The 19870-nt window shown below is 68.9% G+C and carries 21 protein-coding genes and 1 pseudogene; 11 read left to right on the top strand and 11 right to left on the bottom strand.

Annotated elements, in window-relative coordinates; genetic code table 11:
• Positions 1-297: 297 nt before the first annotated feature.
• Positions 298-864: a peptidase inhibitor family I36 protein gene (locus ACFYUS_RS23155; RefSeq protein WP_388855036.1), complete on the top strand. Its 567-nt coding sequence runs from the start codon at positions 298-300 to the stop codon at positions 862-864.
• A gap of 124 nt (positions 865-988) precedes the next feature.
• On the opposite strand, the gene ACFYUS_RS23160 is transcribed toward ACFYUS_RS23155, so the two are convergent.
• Positions 989-1333 (bottom strand): DUF4262 domain-containing protein, encoded by a 345-nt coding sequence (locus ACFYUS_RS23160; protein WP_388855039.1) that lies wholly within the window; start codon positions 1331-1333, stop codon positions 989-991.
• A gap of 460 nt (positions 1334-1793) precedes the next feature.
• Here ACFYUS_RS23160 and ACFYUS_RS23165 point away from each other — a divergent pair, with 460 nt between their 5' ends.
• Positions 1794-2492: a nucleotidyltransferase domain-containing protein gene (locus ACFYUS_RS23165; RefSeq protein WP_388855042.1), complete on the top strand. Its 699-nt coding sequence runs from the start codon at positions 1794-1796 to the stop codon at positions 2490-2492.
• Positions 2493-2860: 368 nt separating this feature from the next.
• Here the strand turns inward: ACFYUS_RS23165 and ACFYUS_RS23170 are convergent, their stop codons facing one another.
• Entirely contained in the window at positions 2861-3031 is a 171-nt protein-coding gene (locus ACFYUS_RS23170; protein WP_388855045.1) for a hypothetical protein, read from the bottom strand.
• 593 nt (positions 3032-3624) lie between these two features.
• On the opposite strand from ACFYUS_RS23170, the pseudogene ACFYUS_RS23175 reads away from it, so the two are divergent.
• Together ACFYUS_RS23175 and ACFYUS_RS23180 are read left to right on the top strand one after the other, a co-directional pair.
• Positions 3625-4432: pseudogene (locus tag ACFYUS_RS23175) on the top strand (IS5 family transposase).
• 156 nt (positions 4433-4588) lie between these two features.
• Complete coding sequence (locus ACFYUS_RS23180) at positions 4589-4762, top strand: transposase family protein (protein ID WP_388855048.1); 174 nt, start codon at positions 4589-4591, stop codon at positions 4760-4762.
• Between the two features lie 413 nt (positions 4763-5175).
• Here ACFYUS_RS23180 and ACFYUS_RS23185 read toward each other — a convergent pair whose 3' ends face one another.
• Positions 5176-6102, bottom strand: coding sequence for an ankyrin repeat domain-containing protein (locus ACFYUS_RS23185; RefSeq protein ID WP_388855194.1), 927 nt, complete (start codon positions 6100-6102; stop codon positions 5176-5178).
• Positions 6103-6440: 338 nt separating this feature from the next.
• Between ACFYUS_RS23185 and ACFYUS_RS23190 the strand changes: the two genes are divergently transcribed.
• The gene (locus ACFYUS_RS23190; RefSeq protein ID WP_388855051.1) at positions 6441-6773 is read left to right on the top strand and encodes a hypothetical protein; all 333 of its coding nucleotides are present in this window, start codon (positions 6441-6443) and stop codon (positions 6771-6773) included.
• On the opposite strand, the gene ACFYUS_RS23195 is transcribed toward ACFYUS_RS23190, so the two are convergent.
• Positions 6768-7298, bottom strand: coding sequence for an SMI1/KNR4 family protein (locus ACFYUS_RS23195; protein ID WP_388855054.1), 531 nt, complete (start codon positions 7296-7298; stop codon positions 6768-6770). The genes ACFYUS_RS23190 and ACFYUS_RS23195 overlap by 6 nt on opposite strands.
• A 312-nt stretch (positions 7299-7610) precedes the next feature.
• On the bottom strand, positions 7611-7790 hold the full coding sequence (locus ACFYUS_RS23200) for a hypothetical protein (RefSeq protein ID WP_388855057.1): 180 nt from the start codon (positions 7788-7790) through the stop codon (positions 7611-7613).
• A 104-nt stretch (positions 7791-7894) separates the two neighbouring features.
• On the opposite strand from ACFYUS_RS23200, the gene ACFYUS_RS23205 reads away from it, so the two are divergent.
• Positions 7895-8026, top strand: a complete 132-nt coding sequence (locus ACFYUS_RS23205) for a hypothetical protein (protein ID WP_388855060.1) — start codon at positions 7895-7897, stop codon at positions 8024-8026.
• Between the two features lie 325 nt (positions 8027-8351).
• On the top strand, positions 8352-8492 hold the full coding sequence (locus tag ACFYUS_RS23210; protein ID WP_388855063.1) for a hypothetical protein: 141 nt from the start codon (positions 8352-8354) through the stop codon (positions 8490-8492).
• 85 nt (positions 8493-8577) lie between these two features.
• On the opposite strand, the gene ACFYUS_RS23215 is transcribed toward ACFYUS_RS23210, so the two are convergent.
• Complete coding sequence (locus ACFYUS_RS23215; protein ID WP_388855066.1) at positions 8578-9873, bottom strand: MFS transporter; 1296 nt, start codon at positions 9871-9873, stop codon at positions 8578-8580.
• Positions 9874-9890: 17 nt separating this feature from the next.
• Complete coding sequence (locus ACFYUS_RS23220) at positions 9891-10430, bottom strand: ArsR/SmtB family transcription factor (RefSeq protein WP_388855068.1); 540 nt, start codon at positions 10428-10430, stop codon at positions 9891-9893.
• A gap of 601 nt (positions 10431-11031) precedes the next feature.
• Here ACFYUS_RS23220 and ACFYUS_RS23225 point away from each other — a divergent pair.
• Complete coding sequence (locus tag ACFYUS_RS23225; protein ID WP_388855071.1) at positions 11032-11688, top strand: hypothetical protein; 657 nt, start codon at positions 11032-11034, stop codon at positions 11686-11688.
• Positions 11689-12432: 744 nt separating this feature from the next.
• Here ACFYUS_RS23225 and ACFYUS_RS23230 read toward each other — a convergent pair.
• Positions 12433-13296, bottom strand: a complete 864-nt coding sequence (locus ACFYUS_RS23230; RefSeq protein ID WP_388855073.1) for an RNA repair domain-containing protein — start codon at positions 13294-13296, stop codon at positions 12433-12435.
• Between the two features lie 867 nt (positions 13297-14163).
• Between ACFYUS_RS23230 and ACFYUS_RS23235 the strand changes: the two genes are divergently transcribed.
• From ACFYUS_RS23235 to ACFYUS_RS23245, 3 genes are all read left to right on the top strand, one after another.
• Positions 14164-14691, top strand: a complete 528-nt coding sequence (locus ACFYUS_RS23235) for a matrixin family metalloprotease (RefSeq protein WP_388855076.1) — start codon at positions 14164-14166, stop codon at positions 14689-14691.
• Between the two features lie 2 nt (positions 14692-14693).
• The gene (locus tag ACFYUS_RS23240) at positions 14694-15236 is read left to right on the top strand and encodes a hypothetical protein (protein WP_388855079.1); all 543 of its coding nucleotides are present in this window, start codon (positions 14694-14696) and stop codon (positions 15234-15236) included.
• A 123-nt stretch (positions 15237-15359) separates the two neighbouring features.
• A complete protein-coding gene (locus ACFYUS_RS23245; RefSeq protein ID WP_388855082.1) occupies positions 15360-15731 on the top strand; it encodes an ATP-binding protein in 372 nt (123 codons plus the stop codon).
• Positions 15732-15801: 70 nt separating this feature from the next.
• Here ACFYUS_RS23245 and ACFYUS_RS23250 read toward each other — a convergent pair whose 3' ends face one another.
• The 3 genes from ACFYUS_RS23250 to ACFYUS_RS23260 form a co-directional block, all read right to left on the bottom strand.
• On the bottom strand, positions 15802-16035 hold the full coding sequence (locus ACFYUS_RS23250; protein WP_388855085.1) for a hypothetical protein: 234 nt from the start codon (positions 16033-16035) through the stop codon (positions 15802-15804).
• Positions 16036-16241: 206 nt separating this feature from the next.
• Positions 16242-16718 (bottom strand): hypothetical protein, encoded by a 477-nt coding sequence (locus ACFYUS_RS23255; RefSeq protein ID WP_388855088.1) that lies wholly within the window; start codon positions 16716-16718, stop codon positions 16242-16244.
• Positions 16719-18181: 1463 nt separating this feature from the next.
• On the bottom strand, positions 18182-19648 hold the full coding sequence (locus ACFYUS_RS23260) for an NAD(P)/FAD-dependent oxidoreductase (RefSeq protein ID WP_388855091.1): 1467 nt from the start codon (positions 19646-19648) through the stop codon (positions 18182-18184).
• Between the last annotated feature and the right edge of the window lie 222 nt (positions 19649-19870).

Consider the following 19870-nt stretch of genomic DNA (forward strand, 5'->3'; position numbering starts at 1 on the left):
GTCCGGGCTCTGACGGCACCGGCCAGGGACCTGGTTGCCCTTGAGGTGGGTGCGAATCGTCTTGCGGCCACGCCCCGCATGCCGCTCGATCACCGAGATCGTCCGCCCCCCGACAACGCAGCACGTGAGTGGAACGTCACGTTACGTCGTTCAGTCATCGTTTACGGATCGTGGACGGAGCGCGGTTGCACTGATCTCTGCCATCAGGCAGCACAACCGAAAGAGACAGCCAACCGTTCTCGGGAGATTCCTATGTCCTCCGCACGAAGCGCACGAAACTTACGGCGTGCGGCGATCGTGATCGCCTCCACAGGACTGGCGATCGCGAGCACCGCCGCCACCGCCTCCGCCACCACACCCCCTCGGGCCAAGGCCGGCGCCCACTGCGTCGCCCACGTCAGCACACACACGACCACGTGTTACGACACCTTCCGTGAGGCGATCGCCGACGCGACCAACGGCCGGGTCACCGACGCCCCCGCGGTGCCGGAGAAGGCCGCCAAGGACAAGGCGTTCGTGGCCGAGCTCAACGCCCCCGCCAACGCCCCCGCCGGCGCGCGCGCCGCGATGAACGCCGAAGGCGGCGTCGTCGGCGCCGTCTTCTACTGGGACTGGAACTACGGCGGTGCGTCCTGGACCATGGAGATCCCCGATAGGTGCAAGGACAACGGGACGTGGGACTGGGGCTACACCGACCTCAGCGGCTGGAACGACGCGATCAGCTCCGTGCTCCCCGCGAACAACTGCTGGGTCGCGCTGTACTCGGACATCTACTACAACGGCACGAACCAGCTGTACACCAACGCCACGCCGTACGTCGGCGACGCGATGAACGACCGTGCCAGCTCGGTGCAGCTGACGTAAGGCAGTAGGGCGGGAACCGCCTCTACAGAGCCTGCCCGACGGATCAGAAGCGGGAACCGGCCCTGATCCGCCGGGCAGGCCTCGGCGTCCTGCGCCGAAACGCTCGCCTCACGGTGCTCCGAGATCAGAGTTCGGCCGTCCAGACCCCGACAGGGTGGTCGCCCGGAGGCAGCCACAGCTGAGGCTGTGACGCGTGGTGACTCTCGTCAGCCTGCTCGTCCCCGTGGAAGCGGCCCTCGGCATCGGGCCACGCGACTTGCAGCACGGGCAGAGGCGGCCGTCGGTAGAACGCGATCGCCCGTCCGAAGAAGGTCCGGTACCAGCCGCGATCAACACGCCTGAGCGCGACGTGACAGCCGTCGACGACATCGGGACGGCTCTGGCCGTCCGCCAGTGCCTCGCCCGCGGCGGTCTTCTCCCCGAGGGTGTCGAGCATGCGGTGCATGGCGTGGACATCGAGCCCGAACATGGCGAGTTCAGGTCCGGCGTACGTGTGCGCGAGGCCGATCGTCTAGGCGAATCCAGGACCGATCTCGTCTTCGGGAACCATCACGACGTGCCATCCGTGCTGTTGCACGTGCTTGATGACCGTCAGATCCATCTGGTCCGCCTCGTCCCCGGTCGCCGTAGTCATGGCAGAGGACACAGCGGCACTGGAACGGATCGTTGGTCATGTGCGGAGGGTACGAGGTAAGCCCTCACGTCGAGCCACCGGGGTTTGAACCCCTCTCAACCGAACAGCACTCTCACCCTCCGCGACGGCTTCCCAAGATCTGTGCCAGAACCGAGAAGCGAGATCACTGGTCGCTGGGTTCCGGCGTCACTCGGTGTCCGTAGAGCGCATGAAAGTCGATGAGAAGTACGAGCGCCTCTGTGGTGCGGTGCGCCCGCCTTCGTATGGGACGGGCGTCGGCACGTAAGCTGCGATCATGGATGACCCTGTGCTCACCGCCCGTGAACTGGTGCAGGAACGGTTTCCCGCCGCCCGGGCGGCCTTCCTCGCCGGCAGCGTGCTGACCGACCGCCGGACACCCACATCCGATCTGGACATCGTGGTCATCTTGGATGGGCCGCCCGCCCCCAGCCGGGAGAACCTGGTGTATCGCGGCTGGCCGGTGGAGCTGTTCGTGCAGACGGAGGCCGTCTGGCACAGCTTTGCCGACCAGGAGACCGCGAAGCGGCGTTCACCGCTGCTCGCCATGTGTGCTCACGGCATGCTTCTGGTGGACGCGGACGGGCTGGGCTCTTCGCTCCAGGACGAGGCGGGAAAGCGCTGGGCCGCGGGCCCGCCACCGCTCTCGGACCATGAGCGTGATTACCAGCGTTACATACTGACCGACTTGCTCGATGACCTACGCGGCTGCACGGACCCCGCAGAGCGGGTGTACCTGGTCTCGCACATGCTGCAGCGTGCCTCGGAGCTGGTCCTCCTGGTCGGCGGGCACTGGCTCGGCGCAGGCAAATGGTTGTCGAGGCGGCTGGCTACGGCCGACCCTGGCGTGCACCGTGCGTTGTCCGAAGCCGCCCCGCAGGCGATCGCCGGGGATACGAAGGTCTTCGCCGAGGTCGTGGCGGAAGTACTGGACCTGGCCGGCGGCCCGCTGTGGGACGGGTACGCCATCCGATGAATCGGTGGGATCCGATCGCACCAGTCGTGCAGAGCACCTCCGTGGTCTCGAAGCAAGCGCGCAGCCGCTCTCAAAAACTCGGCAACATCACTTTCCCGTGAACGAGGGAGCTCTCGCCACTGAGCTACAGGCGCTCTGGCAACCCACCAACGAAGCCAAGGCGCCGTCGAGGTGGGCCCCTTCTGCCACGTTTGGATCAATAGCCGTGCCAGGTACCCGTAGCGGTGGCACACCTCGGCCTTGACGTCGCCATCGCGCTCACGTCGCCGGAGAGGGCGAAGGCCGCGGCCTCCTTCCTGGACCCTCTTCGCGGTGTCGATCGCGGCCTGGAGGCCGTGCTCCGATCCGCCGGTGCGGTGGTGGCGGATTCACGCGGCTTCCAGGAAGACGTCCTCCAGGGCGATACGGCACAGGCCGGTCAGTACGTGGCTGTACGTCCCGACAGGAAGGCCTCGGGCGGCGGCGATGGCCCGGGCGTCGCCGATGGCCCGGGCGACCGGGTCGTCGACGCGATCGACCTCCCCGGTACCCCTCGCCACGTGTCACCTGGAAGACCGTGACCGGCAACTCCTGTTCGGTGAACGACTTCTGCAGGCGGGGGGTGTGGGCGACGACGATTTGCCAGCACCTTCCCGACCCGTGCAGTACCTGGGCGAGTTCGTGCCCTTTGGCCGGGTCCTTGGGTTGCACGAGGCCGTCGATGACGAGGAAGCCGAACGGGCTGTCCGCGGTCGTGGCCCTCGGCAGGAAGAGGAAGAGGGAGAGTCCGAGGGAGGAAGCTCCCCCTGGCTCATGACGTCGAGTCCGGGGCGTCCTGGCCGTCGACGGAGGCCGCCATGACCGAGCTTGCTGACGTTCGCCTTCTCGCTGCCCTGCTGCCTTTCAGGCTCACGACCGTGAGGTCACATCTTTCCTGCCGCAGGCGCTCCTAGATGCCCTGCGTGGCGTCGGCGAAGCGTTCCATACGCTACTCCCGCAGCTCGGTGAAGAGCTCCTTGAGCTACTTCACCGCCTTGCGGAGGTCGCCCAGCAGAAGCTTGTCCCGCTCGGTCTCGCGCGCCTTGTCCGCCCAGGCGCCTTCTAAGAGGATGTCTCATGCGGTGCTTCGGGTGGTGCGGCATGATGCTGCACCGTGAGGGTTGATCTGTCGCGTCGGCTGGTTCCGGACGAACCGTGGGAGCTGGCAGCTCCGTTGGCGCCGAGGTTCACGTCCCGTCCGCAGGGTGGGGGTACTGCTCCGGTGGAAGAGCGGGCGGTGTCCACGGCCGTGGTGTACGAGCGGATGCGCGTGGCGGTATCTGCCGCCGACGTTCGGGGTCTCGCCGGCCACCGCACACCGCCGGTTCACCGCGTGGACCGAGGCCGGGCTGTGGCGCAGGCTGCACCGGGCGGTGCTGGACGAGCTCGGCGCCAGGGGTGAGCTGGACTGGACGTCCGCGATCGTCGATGCCGCGTCGGTGCGGGCGAAAAGGGGGGCTCGCTGACCGGGCCGAATCCGGTCGATCGCTGCGAGAAGGGCAGCAAACTACATGTGTTGTCCGAGGCTCAGGGCCTGCCGCTGACTGTCGCGGTGTCCGGCGCCAACCTGCACGGCAGTCAGGCATTCAAGCCGTTGATTCTCGGTATCCCCGCCGTCCGTTCCCGGCACGGACCACGTCGGAGGAAGCCGGTAACGGTCCGGGCGGACAAGGCGTACTACTCCGCAGATCACCTCCGCTGACTCCGCAGCCGAAACCTCGTCGCGCGCATCGCCCGACCCGGTATCGAGTCGGGCGAGCCTCGGCCGGCACCGCTGGAAGATCGAGCGGTCGATCTCCTGGCTCTTCGGCTACCGCCGCCTCACCGTCCGGTACGAACGAAAAGGCAGCCACTTCCTCGCCTTCCTCGGCCTCGCCGCAGCCCTGGCCTGCTACAAGAGGCTCGCGAAGCTCACCACGTGAGACATCCTCTAAGTCGTAACTCGTACGCCCCGTAGGTGTTTCGCCGTCACAAGGTCAGCGAAGAAGGCCTGCTCGTCTGTACCTGACTGGGTACGTTCACGTGCACGCCTACACTCAAGCGGCCGGAACGATCCCTGCTGATCGTCACCCGTGAGGGTGGCCGCCAGTGCAAGCTGCGGCTACTCGCGGCGCGCGGTCGTCGCCCTGGTCCACCCGCGCGAGTACACCGCCTACGAGGAACTCGCCGTAGGCTTCCGGATCAGCGAGGGCACCGCCCACTCCTACGTACAGAGCGTGATCAAACTTCTCGCCTCAAGAGCAGGTTCCTGACCCGGGCTTTGCGCCACGCGTTCCGAGTCCGTTCTGGTGGACGGCGTCATTGCCGAGTGCGACCGGGGCGGCGACCACGAACGGGACCACGCGGGCAAGGGTCGACGGCTGAATCGAGAAATGCCGTGTTGGAGGACCTGCTCAGGACGCCCGTGCTTCGGGACTTGTGACGGGCCGGCGCACACTTCGTCCTTCATCGGCATAGGGACGGGGCTGCCGAGCGCCGACAACACGCACGAGGACGCCCAGCGCGTCGCCCCTCGGCGGCCAGGGAGCTTGCCGGGGCCCGTACGGGTGAGGCCCGATGGTCTTCGACTGGCTGGTCGAGTCCTTCGAAGGGCAGATGCCGGGCGCCCTGATGCTCCGGTGGGGGCAGTCCGGGGCGGGAGGCGCCCGAGGGCGGTTCGCTCGGCTCAGAGAGTCCAGTAGTCACGGTCCGGCAGTTCGACCCATACATCGGGAGGGCCGACGACGGCGCGCGCGTCGGTCGGACGCAGTCCCGCGAAAGCGCAGGCGTAGGCCACGGCCTTGTACTGGTAGAGGTAGGCGTTCAGCACCTCCGCGGGAGCGTCGTTCTCGTCCGGTCCACCACCCGGGTGGAGGTCCCAGCCCTCGACGGCTCCGTGACGGGCGATGCTGCCCTGGTTGCCGCTCTTGGGATTGGCGTACAGGCCGTAGCAGACGGTCCTGGCGGACAGCCGGGTCAGCACGCCAGGCATCTGCGGCGCGTATCCCCACGGTTGTGTCACCACACAGCCGCCCGGCACGGATGTCACGCCGATGAAACGCAGGCTCTCCTCCATGTCGTACTCGTACGGGGCTTCGAGCAACTCGTCGATGACCTCGCCCTCCACCGGTGCCGCCTCCAGACGGCGAACCGCTTCGGCCGCGTCGATCCCGGCCACGCAGGCCAGCCCCGTGCCGTCGTAGTGGAACTCACCCAGCGCCGTGATGAGCCGGTCGGCCTCCTGCGCCGCCGCGCGCTCCACGGCGGTCAGGGACACCTGCGCCGGTACCGAGAAGAGGTCCGGCGTCGGTCCGGCGAGGCTCAGTCTCCCCGGTGACCAGCCGCCGATCGACGGCCGCCAGGGATCGGCTCCGGCAGCGGCGAGGGCACGCGCGTTCTCCGGCTTCCTGGAGACGACGGCCTCCCACAGGGCCGTCACCCCGCCCTCCAGCGCGTCCACGTCCGCCACGCGACCGGCCAGCTCGGCGACGACCTTCGGCGAGCCGAACAATGCCGCACGATGCAGCGGCCGACCCCCGCTCCATCTCTCCGGATCGGCGCCCTCGTCGAGGCGCCGGCGAATGTCGTCGTGGTCGGTCCAGTCCCAGCCCATGCCGGTCCAACCGTCATTCACTGCTGTCACCGATTCCCCTCCTACGCCCGGCTGCACGTCACGTTTTCCCCTCATGTACACACGCTCGCACCCAGGTCTGACAGTGAGGATGTAGGCGGCATCGCTCGGGGGTCGGGGGTCGGGGGTCTGACGCAGGGGCTGCCTGACTCTTTGACTGTCTGTCTGTTGAACTGTCGGCCCTCGCGGGATGCCACCGCGTGTGCTCGCGGGTCCGTGACCTCATAGGAGCTTGGCCCCCAGTCTCATTGCTGTCTTGTCCGTCTGCCCGGGCAGCACACGCTGTTCCTGCCTCACGCGGAAGGACAGCGGAGCCGAGCATGACAGCGCCCGGGACAGCGGTGATCGGCGGAATCGGCACCCGCATGGACATCCACCAGGCCGCGGTGATCGACTCGGCAGGCCGCACCAACCGCCATCGCATCAACGGTGGCGGAGACCGGTACGCCAACAGCGTCCTCTGCAGCATCGTCCTGGTCCGCATGCAGTACGACCGGCGAACGCCGGACTACGTGGTCAGACGCACGGCCGAGGAAGTATCCACCAGGGACATCATGCGGTACCTCAAGAGGTTCGTCGCCCGCGAGGTCCGCAGGCACCTCACGAGCGCCGGCACCGTGAGCACAGCAGGCTCGGCCGGAGCAAGATCATGACGCCGACGGGGCGTCGTCCGTGTGATCGAGATCGAGCGACGCTGCCGCGGTCAGCCGCTCGACGAACGCGTGGAAGTCCGCAGCCAGCGGGAGCTCCGTGTTGTCGTCCACGTCGAACCAGGTCACGGACGGTTCCCCGTACTCGCCGCATGTCCGGTAGTCGAGAGCGATCCAGCAGTGGCCATCACCGGACAGCAGAACCAGGGGCGAAGGCAGACCCCACTCCTCAACCAAGTAGGCCGTGTCCAGCAAGGACAACGGGCCGTCGTGACGGCCGATGCCCATCATCTCGTCGAGCGGAACATGATTCTCGCTCCACGACGTCGGCACATCGGTCGGGAACGCGTTCCACGCGTCCGCCACCACGCCGCCGTTCTGGATCCGGAGGATCTCCAGCAACGAATCCGGCAGACGGACACCGAGCCGACGCTCGGCGTCCTTGACGACCGCGTCGGTCAACAGTGGCTGAATCTCGTATAGCCCCTCGCCCCAGAACGTCGCCTTGACCTCATCGAACTTCGCCACGAACACACCCTACAGACCCCACCCACGAGCTTGACGATCCGCGTCGAGCGGGTCGGGGCGTACACCGTGGGGCAGGCGTGGGGTTTTGTCGGTCTGGTCGGGCAGATCCTGTGGTACGCGACGGGAGAGGGCCGAGGAGCCGCGGTGCAGGTTCCACGTGGACTGTGACCTCGGGCTCGCCGGTACGGTGCCCGCCCGGCCCGCGTGACCGGATGCGGGGGATGTTCCTCTTTGTGTACGGCGTCCTCGGCTGCCCGATGGAGGTCGCCGGGACCACCAAGTCGGCGGCCACGGCGAAGTTCCCGGACGAGCTCATGCCTGCCGGGCGCTGTACAGCGCGTATCTGGACAAGGGGAACCAGTGGCGGAGCACGTTCAACCTCAGCGCCGTCACCCGGTCGCGCAAGAACGTGGACCTGAAGACGCGCACCTCGCCCGGCATCGACGAGAGCTGGTCGCGCGCGGGGGAGGGCTGCCAGGCCAAGATGGCCATCGGGTCCGGCGACTTCACCGGGACCCGCCTCATTCAAATCGCTCTTACAGAAGCCAGAAGGCCGACTCGGGTGTCTGGAGAGCCCCTTCGCGGAGGACACCGGCGTGGGTCGCAACAGCTACGCCGACCCCGGGTGGCATACGGACGGAGCGTACAAGTTCTACGAGTTCGTCGTGGCCGACGGCGGACAGCGCGAGGACCGCACACGGGATTCCGTCATCGGGATCAAACGCTAGGACACGTTCAAGGCCACCATCGCGAACGGAACGATCCCCCTCGATGGCCATGTCTACGCCTACGACGACAAGCGGGCCTATGACGGCTTCAACGGGCACCGCTGTGGCTGGATCGACGGATCTTGGAGTGGAACAGCCCCGCTGACCGTCACCGTCACCGTCACCGTCACCGCCGACGCGGACGGCGGTACGATGCTCAAGGTCGTTCCCACGTTCACCGTGAAGCCGGTGACCAAGAAGTTCGACGAGTCCTGGACCGTGAAGGCGGAGGACTGGATCGACAAGGCCGGGGACAGCGTCCAGTGTCGTCCGCGACGCCGGCAACGTGGCGCAGAGCGCCTTCCGGGCCAAGGAGCAGATCGCGGAGGCCATGGCCGCACTCGCGTCCTCCAGGCTCACCGGGATGGGCTGCGTCACCGCTCGCGCCTTCGCCAAGAACGTGTACGACTCGACCGTCATCAGCTGAGACCACCCACCCGGCGCCACTCCGAACAGATCCACGGAGTGGGCGCCGACGCTCCGGGGCCGAGGCGAGGGACGCCGAACCGGGCTCAGCGCTGGCTCGACGACCTTGCGGTGTCCTCAACGGAACGCTCCTGAAGGGGATCCCGGGACTCCGGGTGGTCTGGGGCATTGGCCGGGGCGGCGGCACGCAGCGCCGCTTCGACCCGGCGGTTGCTGGTCATGCTCGCGGTGACGGTGGTCACGGCCAGGAGGAGGCCGGCGGCGGTGTAGAGCGGGGTGCGTACGTCGTAGGTGGTGGCCAGCCAGCCGCCGAGGAAGGCGCCGAACGGGGCGGCGCACATGGCGAGCATGCGGGAGGTGGAGGCGACCCGGCCCATCAGGTGGGCGGGAACGATCGCCTGCCGGAGGGAGGGGGCGAGCACCATCGTGGCGCCCATGCCCGCGCCGCAGACGGCGAGCGCGAGGCCGGCGACGTACGGGTTCGGGGCGGCGGCGAGGCCCAGGACGGCGAGTCCCTCGACTGCGGCCGTGCAGGTCAGCGCGGTGCCGGTGCCGAGCCGTCGGCCTAGGAAGGAGGCGATGCCCGCGCCGAGCAGACCGCCGGTGGCCTCCGCCGTGAGGAGCAGGCCGAAGCCGAAGGTGTCGATGCCGAGACGGTCGTGCGCGAAGAGGGCGAGTACGGTCTCCACGGCGAGGAAGGCGATGTTCCCGACCGCCGGCCGCAGCGCGAGCCCGAGCAGTAACCGATCCCGGAAGACGTACGAGGCGCCGGCCCGCGCCTGCCGCAGCAGCGACTCACGGTGCTGCGGTACGGGCCGGGGTGCGGCGGGCAGCGATCGTACGAGCAGTGCGGAGACCGCGAACGAGACCGCGTCGGCGAGCAGCGGAACCGCCCGCCCGAGTGTGAGCAGGGCACTGCCCGCGGGCGGCCCGGCGAAGCCGGACGCGGCGGTCTGGGTGCCGCGCAGGCGGGAGTTGGCGCGTTCCAGGAGCGCGGGGTCGCGGCCGAGCAGATCCGGCAGATAGGCCGTGGCGGCCGTGTCGAAGAAGAGTCCGCCGAGGCCGAGGAGGAAGGCGACGGCCGCGAGCAGCGGAACGCTCAAGCCGTCGAGCGCGGCCGCTGCCGCCGGTATCGCGAGCAGCACCGCACGCGCCGCGTCCGTGACCCACATCGTGCGCCGGCGGTCCCAGCGGTCCACCAGCACACCGCCGAGTACCCCGAAGAGCAGCCACGGCAGCGTTCCGGCGGCCGTGACGACGGCGAGCGCCATCGGATCCCGCGTCAACGTCAACGCGAGCAGCGGCAGCGCGGCGTGCGTCACCCCGTCACCGAGCGAGGACACCGTCTGCGCGGTCCACAGCCGTCCGAACCCGGTCGGCAACTTCCTTCCTTCTGAAGTCACTTGGCGTCCTCCTCGGCCTGCTGGCGCGATGTCGGGTGGAACAGTGCGAAGACGAGTGACGCATCCGGCAATGACGGATCGGAAAGTTCCCTGTACTCGTCCGCCAGTGCCTGCAGCCGCGCCCCCAGCTCCGCGAACTGCTCTTCGGTGAGCCGCAGGTGTGCCATCCGTACGTGCCGCTCGCCATCTGCCGGCGAAGCCTCCAGGTCCGCCACCGCATGCCGCATCAGCACATCCGGGCCTCCCTCGCCCGGATCCGGCAGCTCGATCGTCCGCGCGGCCATGGCGTAGTACCGCTCGGTGACCCCCCGGACCTTCCGCGTTCGCACCACCTTCACCAGGCCGGCCCGCTCCAGCAGCCGTACGTGGTAGCTGGAACTCCCCTTCGCGAGGCCCACGCGCTCGGCGATCTGCGTAATCGTCGCGGGCTCGAAGCGGAGCACGGCCATGATCCGGTGACGCGTGAGATTGGAGACGGCGCGTAGCTGCTCGTCAGTGGTGACGTGGAACGTCTCGGGAAGATCATCGGTAGGCATGCACCCAATGGTCAACACTTCTTGACCATTGGGCAAGGGGTTTTGCTCGACTTCGGAAATCGACTGTCCGGTGCGTCAGGTCTTCGCCCTGTTTGTCGGGGAAGATCGACTGCATTGCCCAGGCTCTTGAGTCGTCAAGGAACCTTGGGGAGTTCGAGGGGTCGGCGCGTCACCGCCGTTCGGAAGGTCGGCGCAGCCCTCTGTCGGAGCGTGATAGCCGCGCCGCCGTGCTGCTGCGGGCTGTGCGGGGCTGTCCGGCGCGACTGGGGCAGGGGTGGGCGCAGGGGCAGGGGTGGCGTCAGCCCGTCCCCTTCGTATCGCCCCGCCGAAGCCCGTCGCCGCCTGTCGGTCCGGTGGGGCGACCCCGCCATGCGTCGGCGCGCCTCCGGCCGTCCGGGTGTCAAGTATGGAGTCGGGTCAATATTCCTGACGATCTGTCAGTAGTGGCGAAAATCTTGCTTGGACACCCCTACCGGCCAGTTCTACTCTCGAGTCGCTTTGCGCGTTCCCCCCACGCACCACGTGTACATGCCTCGCACAACCCCACCGTGCGACGACCCGCACCTCCTCGCACCCCACCGTCGATCACCGAGGAGATCTCATGCCCAAGCTGCTCGTCCCCCTCGCCGGCCTCGCCGCCGCCAGTGCCCTCGCCTTCGGAGCCGCCGGTACCCAGGCCGCCTCGACCACCGTCTCACCGGCCGGCCACTCCTTCGCCGCCAAGCTCACCGGCAAGGCCACCTTCGTCGCCGGGTCGACCACGATGACCTGTACCGTCTCCGCGTCCGTACCGACGAGCGGAGCCAACAACGCCGTCCCCGCCGCCCCGGGCAATCACAACGCCGAGGGCCCCATCTCCGTCCCCGTCAACCCGCCCAGCTTCAGCGGCTGTACCACCAGCATCTTCGGCGTGAACGTGACCATCACGAGCAACGCCACCAACGGCCCCTGGACGCTCTCCCTCCAGAACGGTGCCCCCGCCACGGGCGGTTTCACCATTCCCAAGGGCGGCGTCGTCCTCAAGACCAGCGGTCTCGCCAGCTGCACCATCACCGCCTCGCCGACCGGACCCACCACCGTCAACGGCAACTGGACCAACGGCGCCCCGTCCTCCCTGGCCATCAGCAACGCCCCCGTGCCAGCGACCGCCACTGGCGGCTTCCTCTGCCCGACCGGCAACCAGTCCGCGACCTTCAGCGCCACCTACCAGCTCACCGACACCACAGACCCGGCCCAGCAGATCACAGTGACCGGCTGACCGGCTGACAGATCGGTCGCCCTCGGCAGACCCTGCGCGTACCAGCCCAGATCACACGGGTTCACCTGGTCGCGGAAGGGCCACGGGACCCACGCCCGGTAGCCGAGGACGACCGGGAGATCAAGGCGAGAAGCAGGAACAGGTGCAGCGTGCCGGCGTCCGCCGCAGCCCGCCCCGTCGGCGACCGGCGGGCGGGTCGTCGGCGGACTCCGGTACGTACAGGTACTGCCCGGCGCCTTCCAGGGCTACCGCCGGCGGCGTGGCGAGCGCGCTGGCGGAGAGCGTCCGCCCGGGCCGGTCCGACCGCGAGCGTCCGCCGTGTCCCCACGCGCGAGTGACAAGCCTCATCCAGCAGGCCGCCGTCGACGCCGCAGGCACCGCCGGCGCACTTCTCAGCCTGCTCATCGACCACGCGGGCGACCACGAGCTGTATACGTCGATGTCCTCACCGTCCCCCCCCCGTGAACCAGGCGCAACCGACCCTCGTACGAGAGCCCTCCTGCGCGGACTGTCCTGCAGGCGCGTCGGCCGACCATGTGAACGGCGACGACACCCGCATAGTGCAATTCGGACAGGCCAACCACGTTGCCGATCGGCTTTGCCGGGTCTCCGATCCCCGAGTCCGCCAGGCAGCTGAGCCTCCTCAGCAGCATCCCTCGCCTGGTCTTGCAGGGGATGGGGCGAGGTGTTCATGAATCCGGGTCGGCTGGCCGGCCGGGCTGGCTGAAACCGTGCAGCGCCGGACTAGACGGGTGGTGGTGGCGGAGGGTCGTCCGGACGGGTCTGGTTCTCCGGGTGGCGTATGTCGCCGTTGCCGAGTTGGACGCGGGCCCGGACCTGCATCGGTTCGTCGTCGTTGCGGGAGAGCAGGACCAGGTGGTCGACTCGGGCCGTCATGGGGCCGAGGAGGGTTTCCGCCTTGCGGGCGAGGGGGTGTGGGTCCGGGGTGCGGCCGAGGGAGAGGTGAGGAGTGAAGCCGTGCGAGTGTGATCCGCACAGGGGGAAGCGGAGTTCCAGGGATTCCCGCAGTCGTGCCCAGGGCTCGTGGCCGGCGGCGGCCGGGTCGAGCCAGACGGTGGCGTCCTCGCGGTGTCCGAACCAGTGGACGCCGGCCAGGCGGGCGGTGAACGGCGGTGTCTCGGCGAGTGCCGCGGCGACCAGCGGCAGGGCTCGGGGGAACTCGGCCTCGGGGACGAAACCGAAGAGCACGTTGACGTGCGGCGGCCAGCGGCGGATCTGCCGGTCGTGTGCGCGGCGGATGTGCTGGATCGGCGGCCACAGCGCCGCCGGCGGCAGCCAGGCGACGGCGGTGCGGTTCGTCGGCGGGACGGCGAGGATGTCGCCGGGTTTCGGAGCCGGCACGGGACCGGCCTGCCCGGCGAGGGTCTCGTCGAGCCGATCGACGCCCGAGGCGCGGTCCCAGACGACCTGGCCGTCCGCTTCGAAGAACACCACCCGGTGCCAGGGGACCTCCCCGCCCGGCACGAAGTCGCCGAGCAGGACCCGCTTGGGCGGGGCTCCGCGCTCGGCGATCCCCATCACGAACCGCTCGGGGTCGAAACGCGGGTCCCAGAGCACCCGGTGGTAGATCTCGTCGCTGGTGTGCATGCCGACACCTGCCCTCGACTCTCAGGGTGCCGCGCGCCCGGCCGGTCCTGCAAGCCAGTGCTGGCCCGCCCGCACCGCTGCGGTCACGGCAGGGAGCAGGGAGTCAGGGGCGCATACCGCTCCTGACCCCCGGCCTGACCGGGCCGGGGTCGCCTGGAAGAGCCAAGAAGGGAAACTTCGTTTGCACGGTCGAGCCGGCGACGGCCGGTGCCTCACGGAGGGCAGCGCCTCCAACATGTTCGCGGGAGCCAGGGGATCTGCGTCGTCGCCTCGTCATCCTCGCCGAAGTCACCCACGCCGAGAACAAGGCCCTGAGCACTCGGTGCCTCCGCCTCTCCGAACCGCGAGCTCGATCCCAGAGTCCGGACCGAAGCCCATCAGTCGATCCATCCGAGCTCTGGAGACTGCCGCGAGCCGGAAGCAGAACCCGCTCAACCGAAGGCAGCTTCCCGCCCCCACGTCTTCGATTCAAAGGGACTGTGGGCGATTCTGCCGTAGAAAGCATCAGTGGTGATGGGGGAGGTTTCCCCGGCTTGCAGCGGATCAGCCCGGCCATGGACACACAGCCCGAGCCCCGGCCGCGGGCCCGGACCGCCGGCGTGGAGCCCTTGCGTCCCCAGCTGATGGCGCGCGGCGGCGCCATCGACTGCTCGGGCCTCGTCCTCGAAGTCGACCCAGCCGGGTATATCGCCGCGGTGACGGGCTCGTATCGGGGCGAAAGAACTGGCGTCCCACGGTGAGCGGCCGACCGATCTTGGCCTGATCGGGCGTCACTCACACGTGAGCTTCGGCGGCGGGGTTCTTTCGTTCCCGTTACAGTCACGCACTGTGATGTGGACGTGCCGAACGTTACCTCTGGCGTGTGCGGTGGCCTCTGCCATGCTGCTCGCCGTGCCCCCGCCGGCGCGAGCCGCCGCAGTGGGCGCGGCTCCCTGTGTCCGGGGCGAGAGCGAGAGCCGGAGCAAGTCGGCGGTCGACGACGGTGAGATCCGCTGGACCGAGAAGACGAAGTACGACCGGGCGAGAGAGCACGCCATGAAAGCCTGGCGGTACAGCGGGGCGAAGATCACGTTCGCGCCGGACAGTGCACTGACGGTCAACGACCTGGAGTTCCGTGACCTGAAAGGGCCGTTCGCCGACGGCGCGTGGGTCGCCCGCTATGAACGCGACCCCAGCATCGGCGGTACCGATTTCGTCACCTTCAACACCTCCATGATGGCCAACCGGACCAGGGACTACCAGAACTCCGCCGCCGCGCACGAGATCGGCCACGCCCTCGGTCTCTGCCACAAGGCCGACAGCGTGAAGTCACTGATGAGGAAGGCGATCCAGGACCCACCGCTCACCGGTCCACAGGCCGTCGACAAGGCCAACTACCGCAAGCTCTGGGGATGACCATGCCCAAACGCACTTGGATCGTGGCGGCCGGCGCCGCCGCCCTCGCCCTCGGACTGTCCGGCACCGCCTACTACCTCCACACCGCAGACACCGGGCTGATCACGTCATCGGTCTGTGTTCCGCCGACGAGCAAGCCCGAGTACGTTGCCGCATTCGCCTCGACGGTCGTCATCGGCACGGTCACCAGCCCCGCCCGGTACGTACCCGACACGGAGGATCCGGGCACCGGCGTCGCCATCAGCACCGTAAGCGTGGAGAGGATCCTCAAGGGCACCGCCCCGGCCACCCTCACCGTCGCCCAGTCCGTCACCCGCACCAGCGCCGGGACGTACGCCACCCGAGAGCAGCTCTACCAGCCGCTCACCGAAGGCGGCCGCTTCGCCATCGCCGTCACCGACAGCACCGACCAGGGCGGCCGCTGGGTCTGGGGAGCCGAAGGCGCTTCCGCTCCAGCCGACGACGACCGGTGGGCCACCGCCGTCGTCAACGCCTACCTGCCGGACACCGCCTGTGACGACACCATCGACACCGCCGCGCCATGACGAACCCGAAGCATCAGGGAGGTTCCACCGTCTCGCTCGGATCCACGTCCGGGTGAGGCCAGAGTGCCCGCCGGGCGTGATGGGCAGGTCCGAGCCACCCGGCCCGGAAAGGCCTGCGTCGAAGTGGAGCGAGAGAGACGCAAACGGGGACGTCTGTGTAGTGTCCGGCGACCGTGTGCCGCATGTCTCCGGGCCGGAAGGCCGATCCGGTCGCCGCCGAGGGAGGACAGGCTCTGCGGTGCCGGGAGCGCAGGAGGACCTGACATCCCCACGACATCTTGCCCTCACCGGCCCCGGACTGCCGCACCGCCTACAGGCTGCTCTGCCCGAATCGGCAAGACACACATCACCCAGGCCCTGGGCCACCTCGCCGTCCGACAGGGCGCGAACGTCCGCTTCACGGAGACCAGCCGGATCCTGGCCGAGCTCGCCGGCGGCCACGCGGACCGCACCTGGGACAAGCGCATACGAGAGACAAGCGCATGCGAGAGCTGATCCGAACCGACGTCCTCATCCTGGACGACTTCGCCATGCGGCAGCTGAGTGCGACTCAGGCCGACGACTTTTACGAACTGGTCTTCGAGCGGCAGGGGCGGCGGCACCGGAACACCACCTTGTGCGCGAAGCCGGACAGGTGACGCATCCCGATCCGTTCCAGGGCATCGACCACGGCCAGCCACGAGATGACGTCCGGGCGGTAGCCGGTCGACTGGTTGTTGACCTCCTCGACCACCCATTGCCCGGACTCCTCGCGGAAGCTGATCTCACCGGTGCTCAGGGCCCCTTCCCGCCGGCGCACACCACGTGCTCGCTGTGGCGCGGAGCCAGTCGCAGCATCCCGCCGGCATCGACGACGAACGTGAACGGCTCGGTCAATTCGACCGGACCCCATACCGATGCATCCGCCCCGCGCCGTCATGCTCACCAACCTGGTCCCTCACACAGCCAGGACCTGGGAATTACGTGACCACAGGCCTCGGGGAAGTGCATGACTGTCCACGCCCGTCAGCCCGTTGTCGGCCAGACCTGCAGCAGGTAGTGCTCGGCGATGGGCTCGTCTTCGTCCTGGACGCCGTCGGGGGAGAGCCCCCGGCCCAGGGCGTGGAGGCGCATGCGGTAGTCGCCCGGACCGTTGAAAGTCAGGTTGACCTCGTAGGCCTCCATGTCGTCGGACTCCTCGTCGGGCCCCATGCAGGCGGCGAGGTGGGTGACTCCGGTGGTGGAGGTGTAGTCGAATTCGGCGGCCTCCTCCCACTCTTGCGAGTCGTCCGCAGCAAGCCGCTCGGGCGACAGGTCGTAGGAGATCATCGCTGTTCCGGCGCTGATTCCCGCGAGGACAACGGCATGGTTCTCACTGCCGGCGACCAGGCCGTTCCTACCCGCTGCCGTGACCGTGCGGTTCTTCACGTGGTCGAGGTCGCCATCGTCGAGGAGATAGAACTGGTTCTCCGCGACGGAGAATCGGTAGGGCCCTTTCAACATCCGGTCACTCCCAAAGAGGTCGGGCACGCGCGCTCGGGCGATGCGTGAGCAGAACAGGTCGCCGGGGACGATCCGGTGGATGTTGCGGGACTCGGCGAGCTGCGTTCCGCCCGGTCGGTTGTGATCGGCGGCGGTTGTCCTGCGGCTCTGGGTCTTTCCGATGTTCCCTCCGCCCTCCGCCCCCTGCCCTCGCCGTCGACGCGCAGGGGTACTCAGGGAAGCACATCCCTGCCGTCGGGCGGCTCGGCGCAACGGATCCAGCCTGCGCGCCCGCGGATCCGGACGCCGCGAGCGCAGTAGCAGTCAGGAGGATCCCCGCATGGACGAGGCGACCGCGGGCAGCCCTGGGGCATCGAGAACCTTCCGGTAGCGGAGCCGGCCGTGTGGGCAGACCCGCAGGTAGGTCAGAGACGGACTCCCGAACCCTGCGAACCGGCTCCGGGGCAGCGAACCCCGGCAATCTCTCGCACTGCTCACGTTCGCCCGCTCCGCTCCCGGGACACATGACCTGGTTGGCCGTACTGGATCACCCTCGGAGTCCTGGCCGGTCGGATGATCGACTGGCTCTCGCCATCGCTGACCGGGCCTTCTCAGGAGAGAAGAAGCACCGGGTTGAGCTTCTCCCACAGGGACGGCGGTTTCGGGTGAAGCACCCTGTAAACGGCCGCACCCCGGCCGACTCCTCCACACCAGCCTGCGGTGAACGCCATCCCCACCTGCGCGTGTGATCACGACTTGAGCTTTGCGTCAGCGGGGCCGTCAGCTTGTCGTAGACGGTCTCGAAGGGCCACACGCAAAGCAGGAAGCGGCATCCCCGTGCCCAGGGCGCGGAAGAAGTCAGGCACAGCCCATGTCAGAAGGCCGCCTTGGCGGGACAGATAGACCCCGACCCGACCCGACCCGACCCGACCCGACCCGACCCGACCGATCCGGTACCTGTCGTCGTAGTCGAGGAGGAGGTGTCCGGAGAGCTGCTGCACCTGGGTCGTTCCGATCTGGCGGGGCCGGGTGGTGGTGTCTGCCTGGGCGAGCAGGTTGCGGCGCTGGGGGAGAGACGCCGCCGCGGCTGTGAACGCGGCCGAGGCCGCCCGCGTGCGACTGGATCCTGTGTACACCGTGAAAGCGTTCGCCGCGGTGCTGACAGCCGACCTGGGCGGCCCGGTGCTGTTCCTGAACAGATACGGCCCGAGGAAATGAGAGACGGTCCTGGCGGCCAGGTCGGCCGGCTGATGGGACGAGGACACCGGCCTGTACGACGACAAGGGCTTGCTGAAGGTCACCTCTTCTGTGGATCGGCCGAAGCCCTACGGTTCTGGAGCGGCCGCGTACGGCGGGTGGCGATGCAGGGCAGGCTCCCGGACGGCTCTGCGTATGGCCTCGACGAGGGGTGGCGGCGTCGGCGGATCGATCGCAGTCGCCGGCCCCGGGCGGTGCTGCCGTCGGTTCGGTCCAAGCACGTGGGGCTAGCGGGTGCTGCGGTGGTGGCGGTCGAGGTGGGCGGCGGCGAGTTTGGCCAGGGCCGGCCTGGTGTTTTCGTACGCCAGTGGGGCCAGGTCCGGTGGAGGGACGTAGCCGTCGGGCATGGCGGTGTAGGCCTGTTCCATCATGTGCAGGTAGGACTCGGTGAGCGCGTCGGGCCAACTGCCGCTCAATGGCGGGCGCATGCGGGATTCCGCAGCGAGTGCCGCGTGATGGGCGGCCGCCTCCGCGGCTGCCTGTTCGCGGGTGAGATCAGTGATCAGTGTCCGGCACGGGGCCCACGGCCGGAGCGGTTCGGGGAGTGGTCGACCGGTGGAGGTGGGGGTGAGCAGGCCTTGGGCAAGGGTGGTGGCGAGGAGCGGGGAGGCGTGCAGCCCGTCGCGGTGGGTGCCACTGGCCACCCACAGTCCCTCGCGGAGCGTGGGACCGATGACGGGGTGTCCATCGAGGCCGATGGGTCGGTTGCCGTGGTGCAGCGCGGTCAGTTGGACGGTGGTCATGCCGTGATGGAGCTGGCCGAGAGCGGAGTCGAGGAGGGACCGCAGTGCGCCGGGTGTCGTTGCGGTCGAGGGCGTCAGGGCAGGGTGGGAGGTGGCGCCGACGTACCAGGTGCCGTCCGCCTGGGGGACGGCGTGCAGGCCGCACGCGTAGGCCCGGTTCGGCGTGCGGAGCACGGCGGGCAGAGGTTGCGGGGCGGAGACGGTGAGAGCGGTGCCGGCCGCGGCGAGAACGGGGACGACGGGCAGATCCGGGTCCAGGACACTCAGCAGGGGAGTGGTCCAGGCCCCCGCGCAGACGAGCGCGCGCGGCGCGGTGAAGTGTCCTTCGGGCGTGCTGAGACGGTACCGGCCGGCCGGGGTCGTCGTGAGGTCGCCCGGTCCGGTGCGGACGACACCGGGAAAGGTGTCGAGGGCGGCATCGAGGGTGGCCAGCCAGGTCCGTGCGTCCAGGAACCGCTCACCGGGCAGGTACAGAGCACGCAGCGCACGGTCGTTGTCGAGCGGCCGGTATCCGGGGATGTCGTCCGGGTCGGCGTCGTGACAGCCGAGACCGTACTCGTCCGCCGCGGCGGCGATCGCGGCGAAGGCGGCGTCGTCGAGGCGGGAGGACACCGCGTTGAGCAGCATGTAGGTGCCCGCGCCCCATCCGTCGACGGCAGCCCCGGCACCCGCCGCCTCCCGTACGCGTCGCCTCCAGGAGGGCCAGACGCGTGCCGCCTCGACGGCCAGGGCCAGCCTGAGCCGACCGTGGTGGGTCCCGAGCGATGCGGGTGTCACCTCTCCCAGGACACCGAGCATCGCCCCCGCTGCCCGCGACGCACCCGCTCGGACGGGGTCACCCGCCAGTACGACACGGATGCCCGGCGCTTCCGCGGCCAACGCGAAGGCCACCGACCGACCCAGCACACCGGCCCCCACCACCAGCACGTCCACACCGCGCTCGCCGCTCATACAGGCCCCGCCCCCCCCGGGTTTCGGGCCGCGAACGCCACGGCTCCGCAGGCCATCAAGCCATCCTGAACAGCCGGTGTTCAAGACCGCGTTCCCACCACGGGCCCCGGCCCCACGACCGGACGGCGGCCGGTCCCTACGAGGGATTCGCGTGACTGCTCAGGGCTGCGACGGCGGCTTGGGCACAAAGGTCGCCGTAGCGCACGTAGGGTGCGTACCGGG

The sequence above is a fragment of the Streptomyces sp. NPDC004284 genome (assembly GCF_042874035.1).
Lineage (GTDB): Bacteria > Actinomycetota > Actinomycetes > Streptomycetales > Streptomycetaceae > Streptomyces.

Coding starts and splice junctions, on each gene's coding strand:
- ACFYUS_RS23160 (WP_388855039.1), bottom strand. CDS start 1,333: ATGTTCGGGCTCGATGTCCACGCCATGCACCGCATGCTCGACACCCTC.
- ACFYUS_RS23190 (WP_388855051.1), top strand. CDS start 6,441: ATGACAGCGCCCGGGACAGCGGTGATCGGCGGAATCGGCACCCGCATG.
- ACFYUS_RS23240 (WP_388855079.1), top strand. CDS start 14,694: ATGCCCAAACGCACTTGGATCGTGGCGGCCGGCGCCGCCGCCCTCGCC.
- ACFYUS_RS23260 (WP_388855091.1), bottom strand. CDS start 19,648: ATGAGCGGCGAGCGCGGTGTGGACGTGCTGGTGGTGGGGGCCGGTGTG.
- ACFYUS_RS23165 (WP_388855042.1), top strand. CDS start 1,794: ATGGATGACCCTGTGCTCACCGCCCGTGAACTGGTGCAGGAACGGTTT.
- ACFYUS_RS23255 (WP_388855088.1), bottom strand. CDS start 16,718: ATGTTGAAAGGGCCCTACCGATTCTCCGTCGCGGAGAACCAGTTCTAT.
- ACFYUS_RS23200 (WP_388855057.1), bottom strand. CDS start 7,790: ATGGCCATCTTGGCCTGGCAGCCCTCCCCCGCGCGCGACCAGCTCTCG.
- ACFYUS_RS23185 (WP_388855194.1), bottom strand. CDS start 6,102: ATGGGCTGGGACTGGACCGACCACGACGACATTCGCCGGCGCCTCGAC.
- ACFYUS_RS23225 (WP_388855071.1), top strand. CDS start 11,032: ATGCCCAAGCTGCTCGTCCCCCTCGCCGGCCTCGCCGCCGCCAGTGCC.
- ACFYUS_RS23230 (WP_388855073.1), bottom strand. CDS start 13,296: ATGCACACCAGCGACGAGATCTACCACCGGGTGCTCTGGGACCCGCGT.
- ACFYUS_RS23220 (WP_388855068.1), bottom strand. CDS start 10,430: ATGCCTACCGATGATCTTCCCGAGACGTTCCACGTCACCACTGACGAG.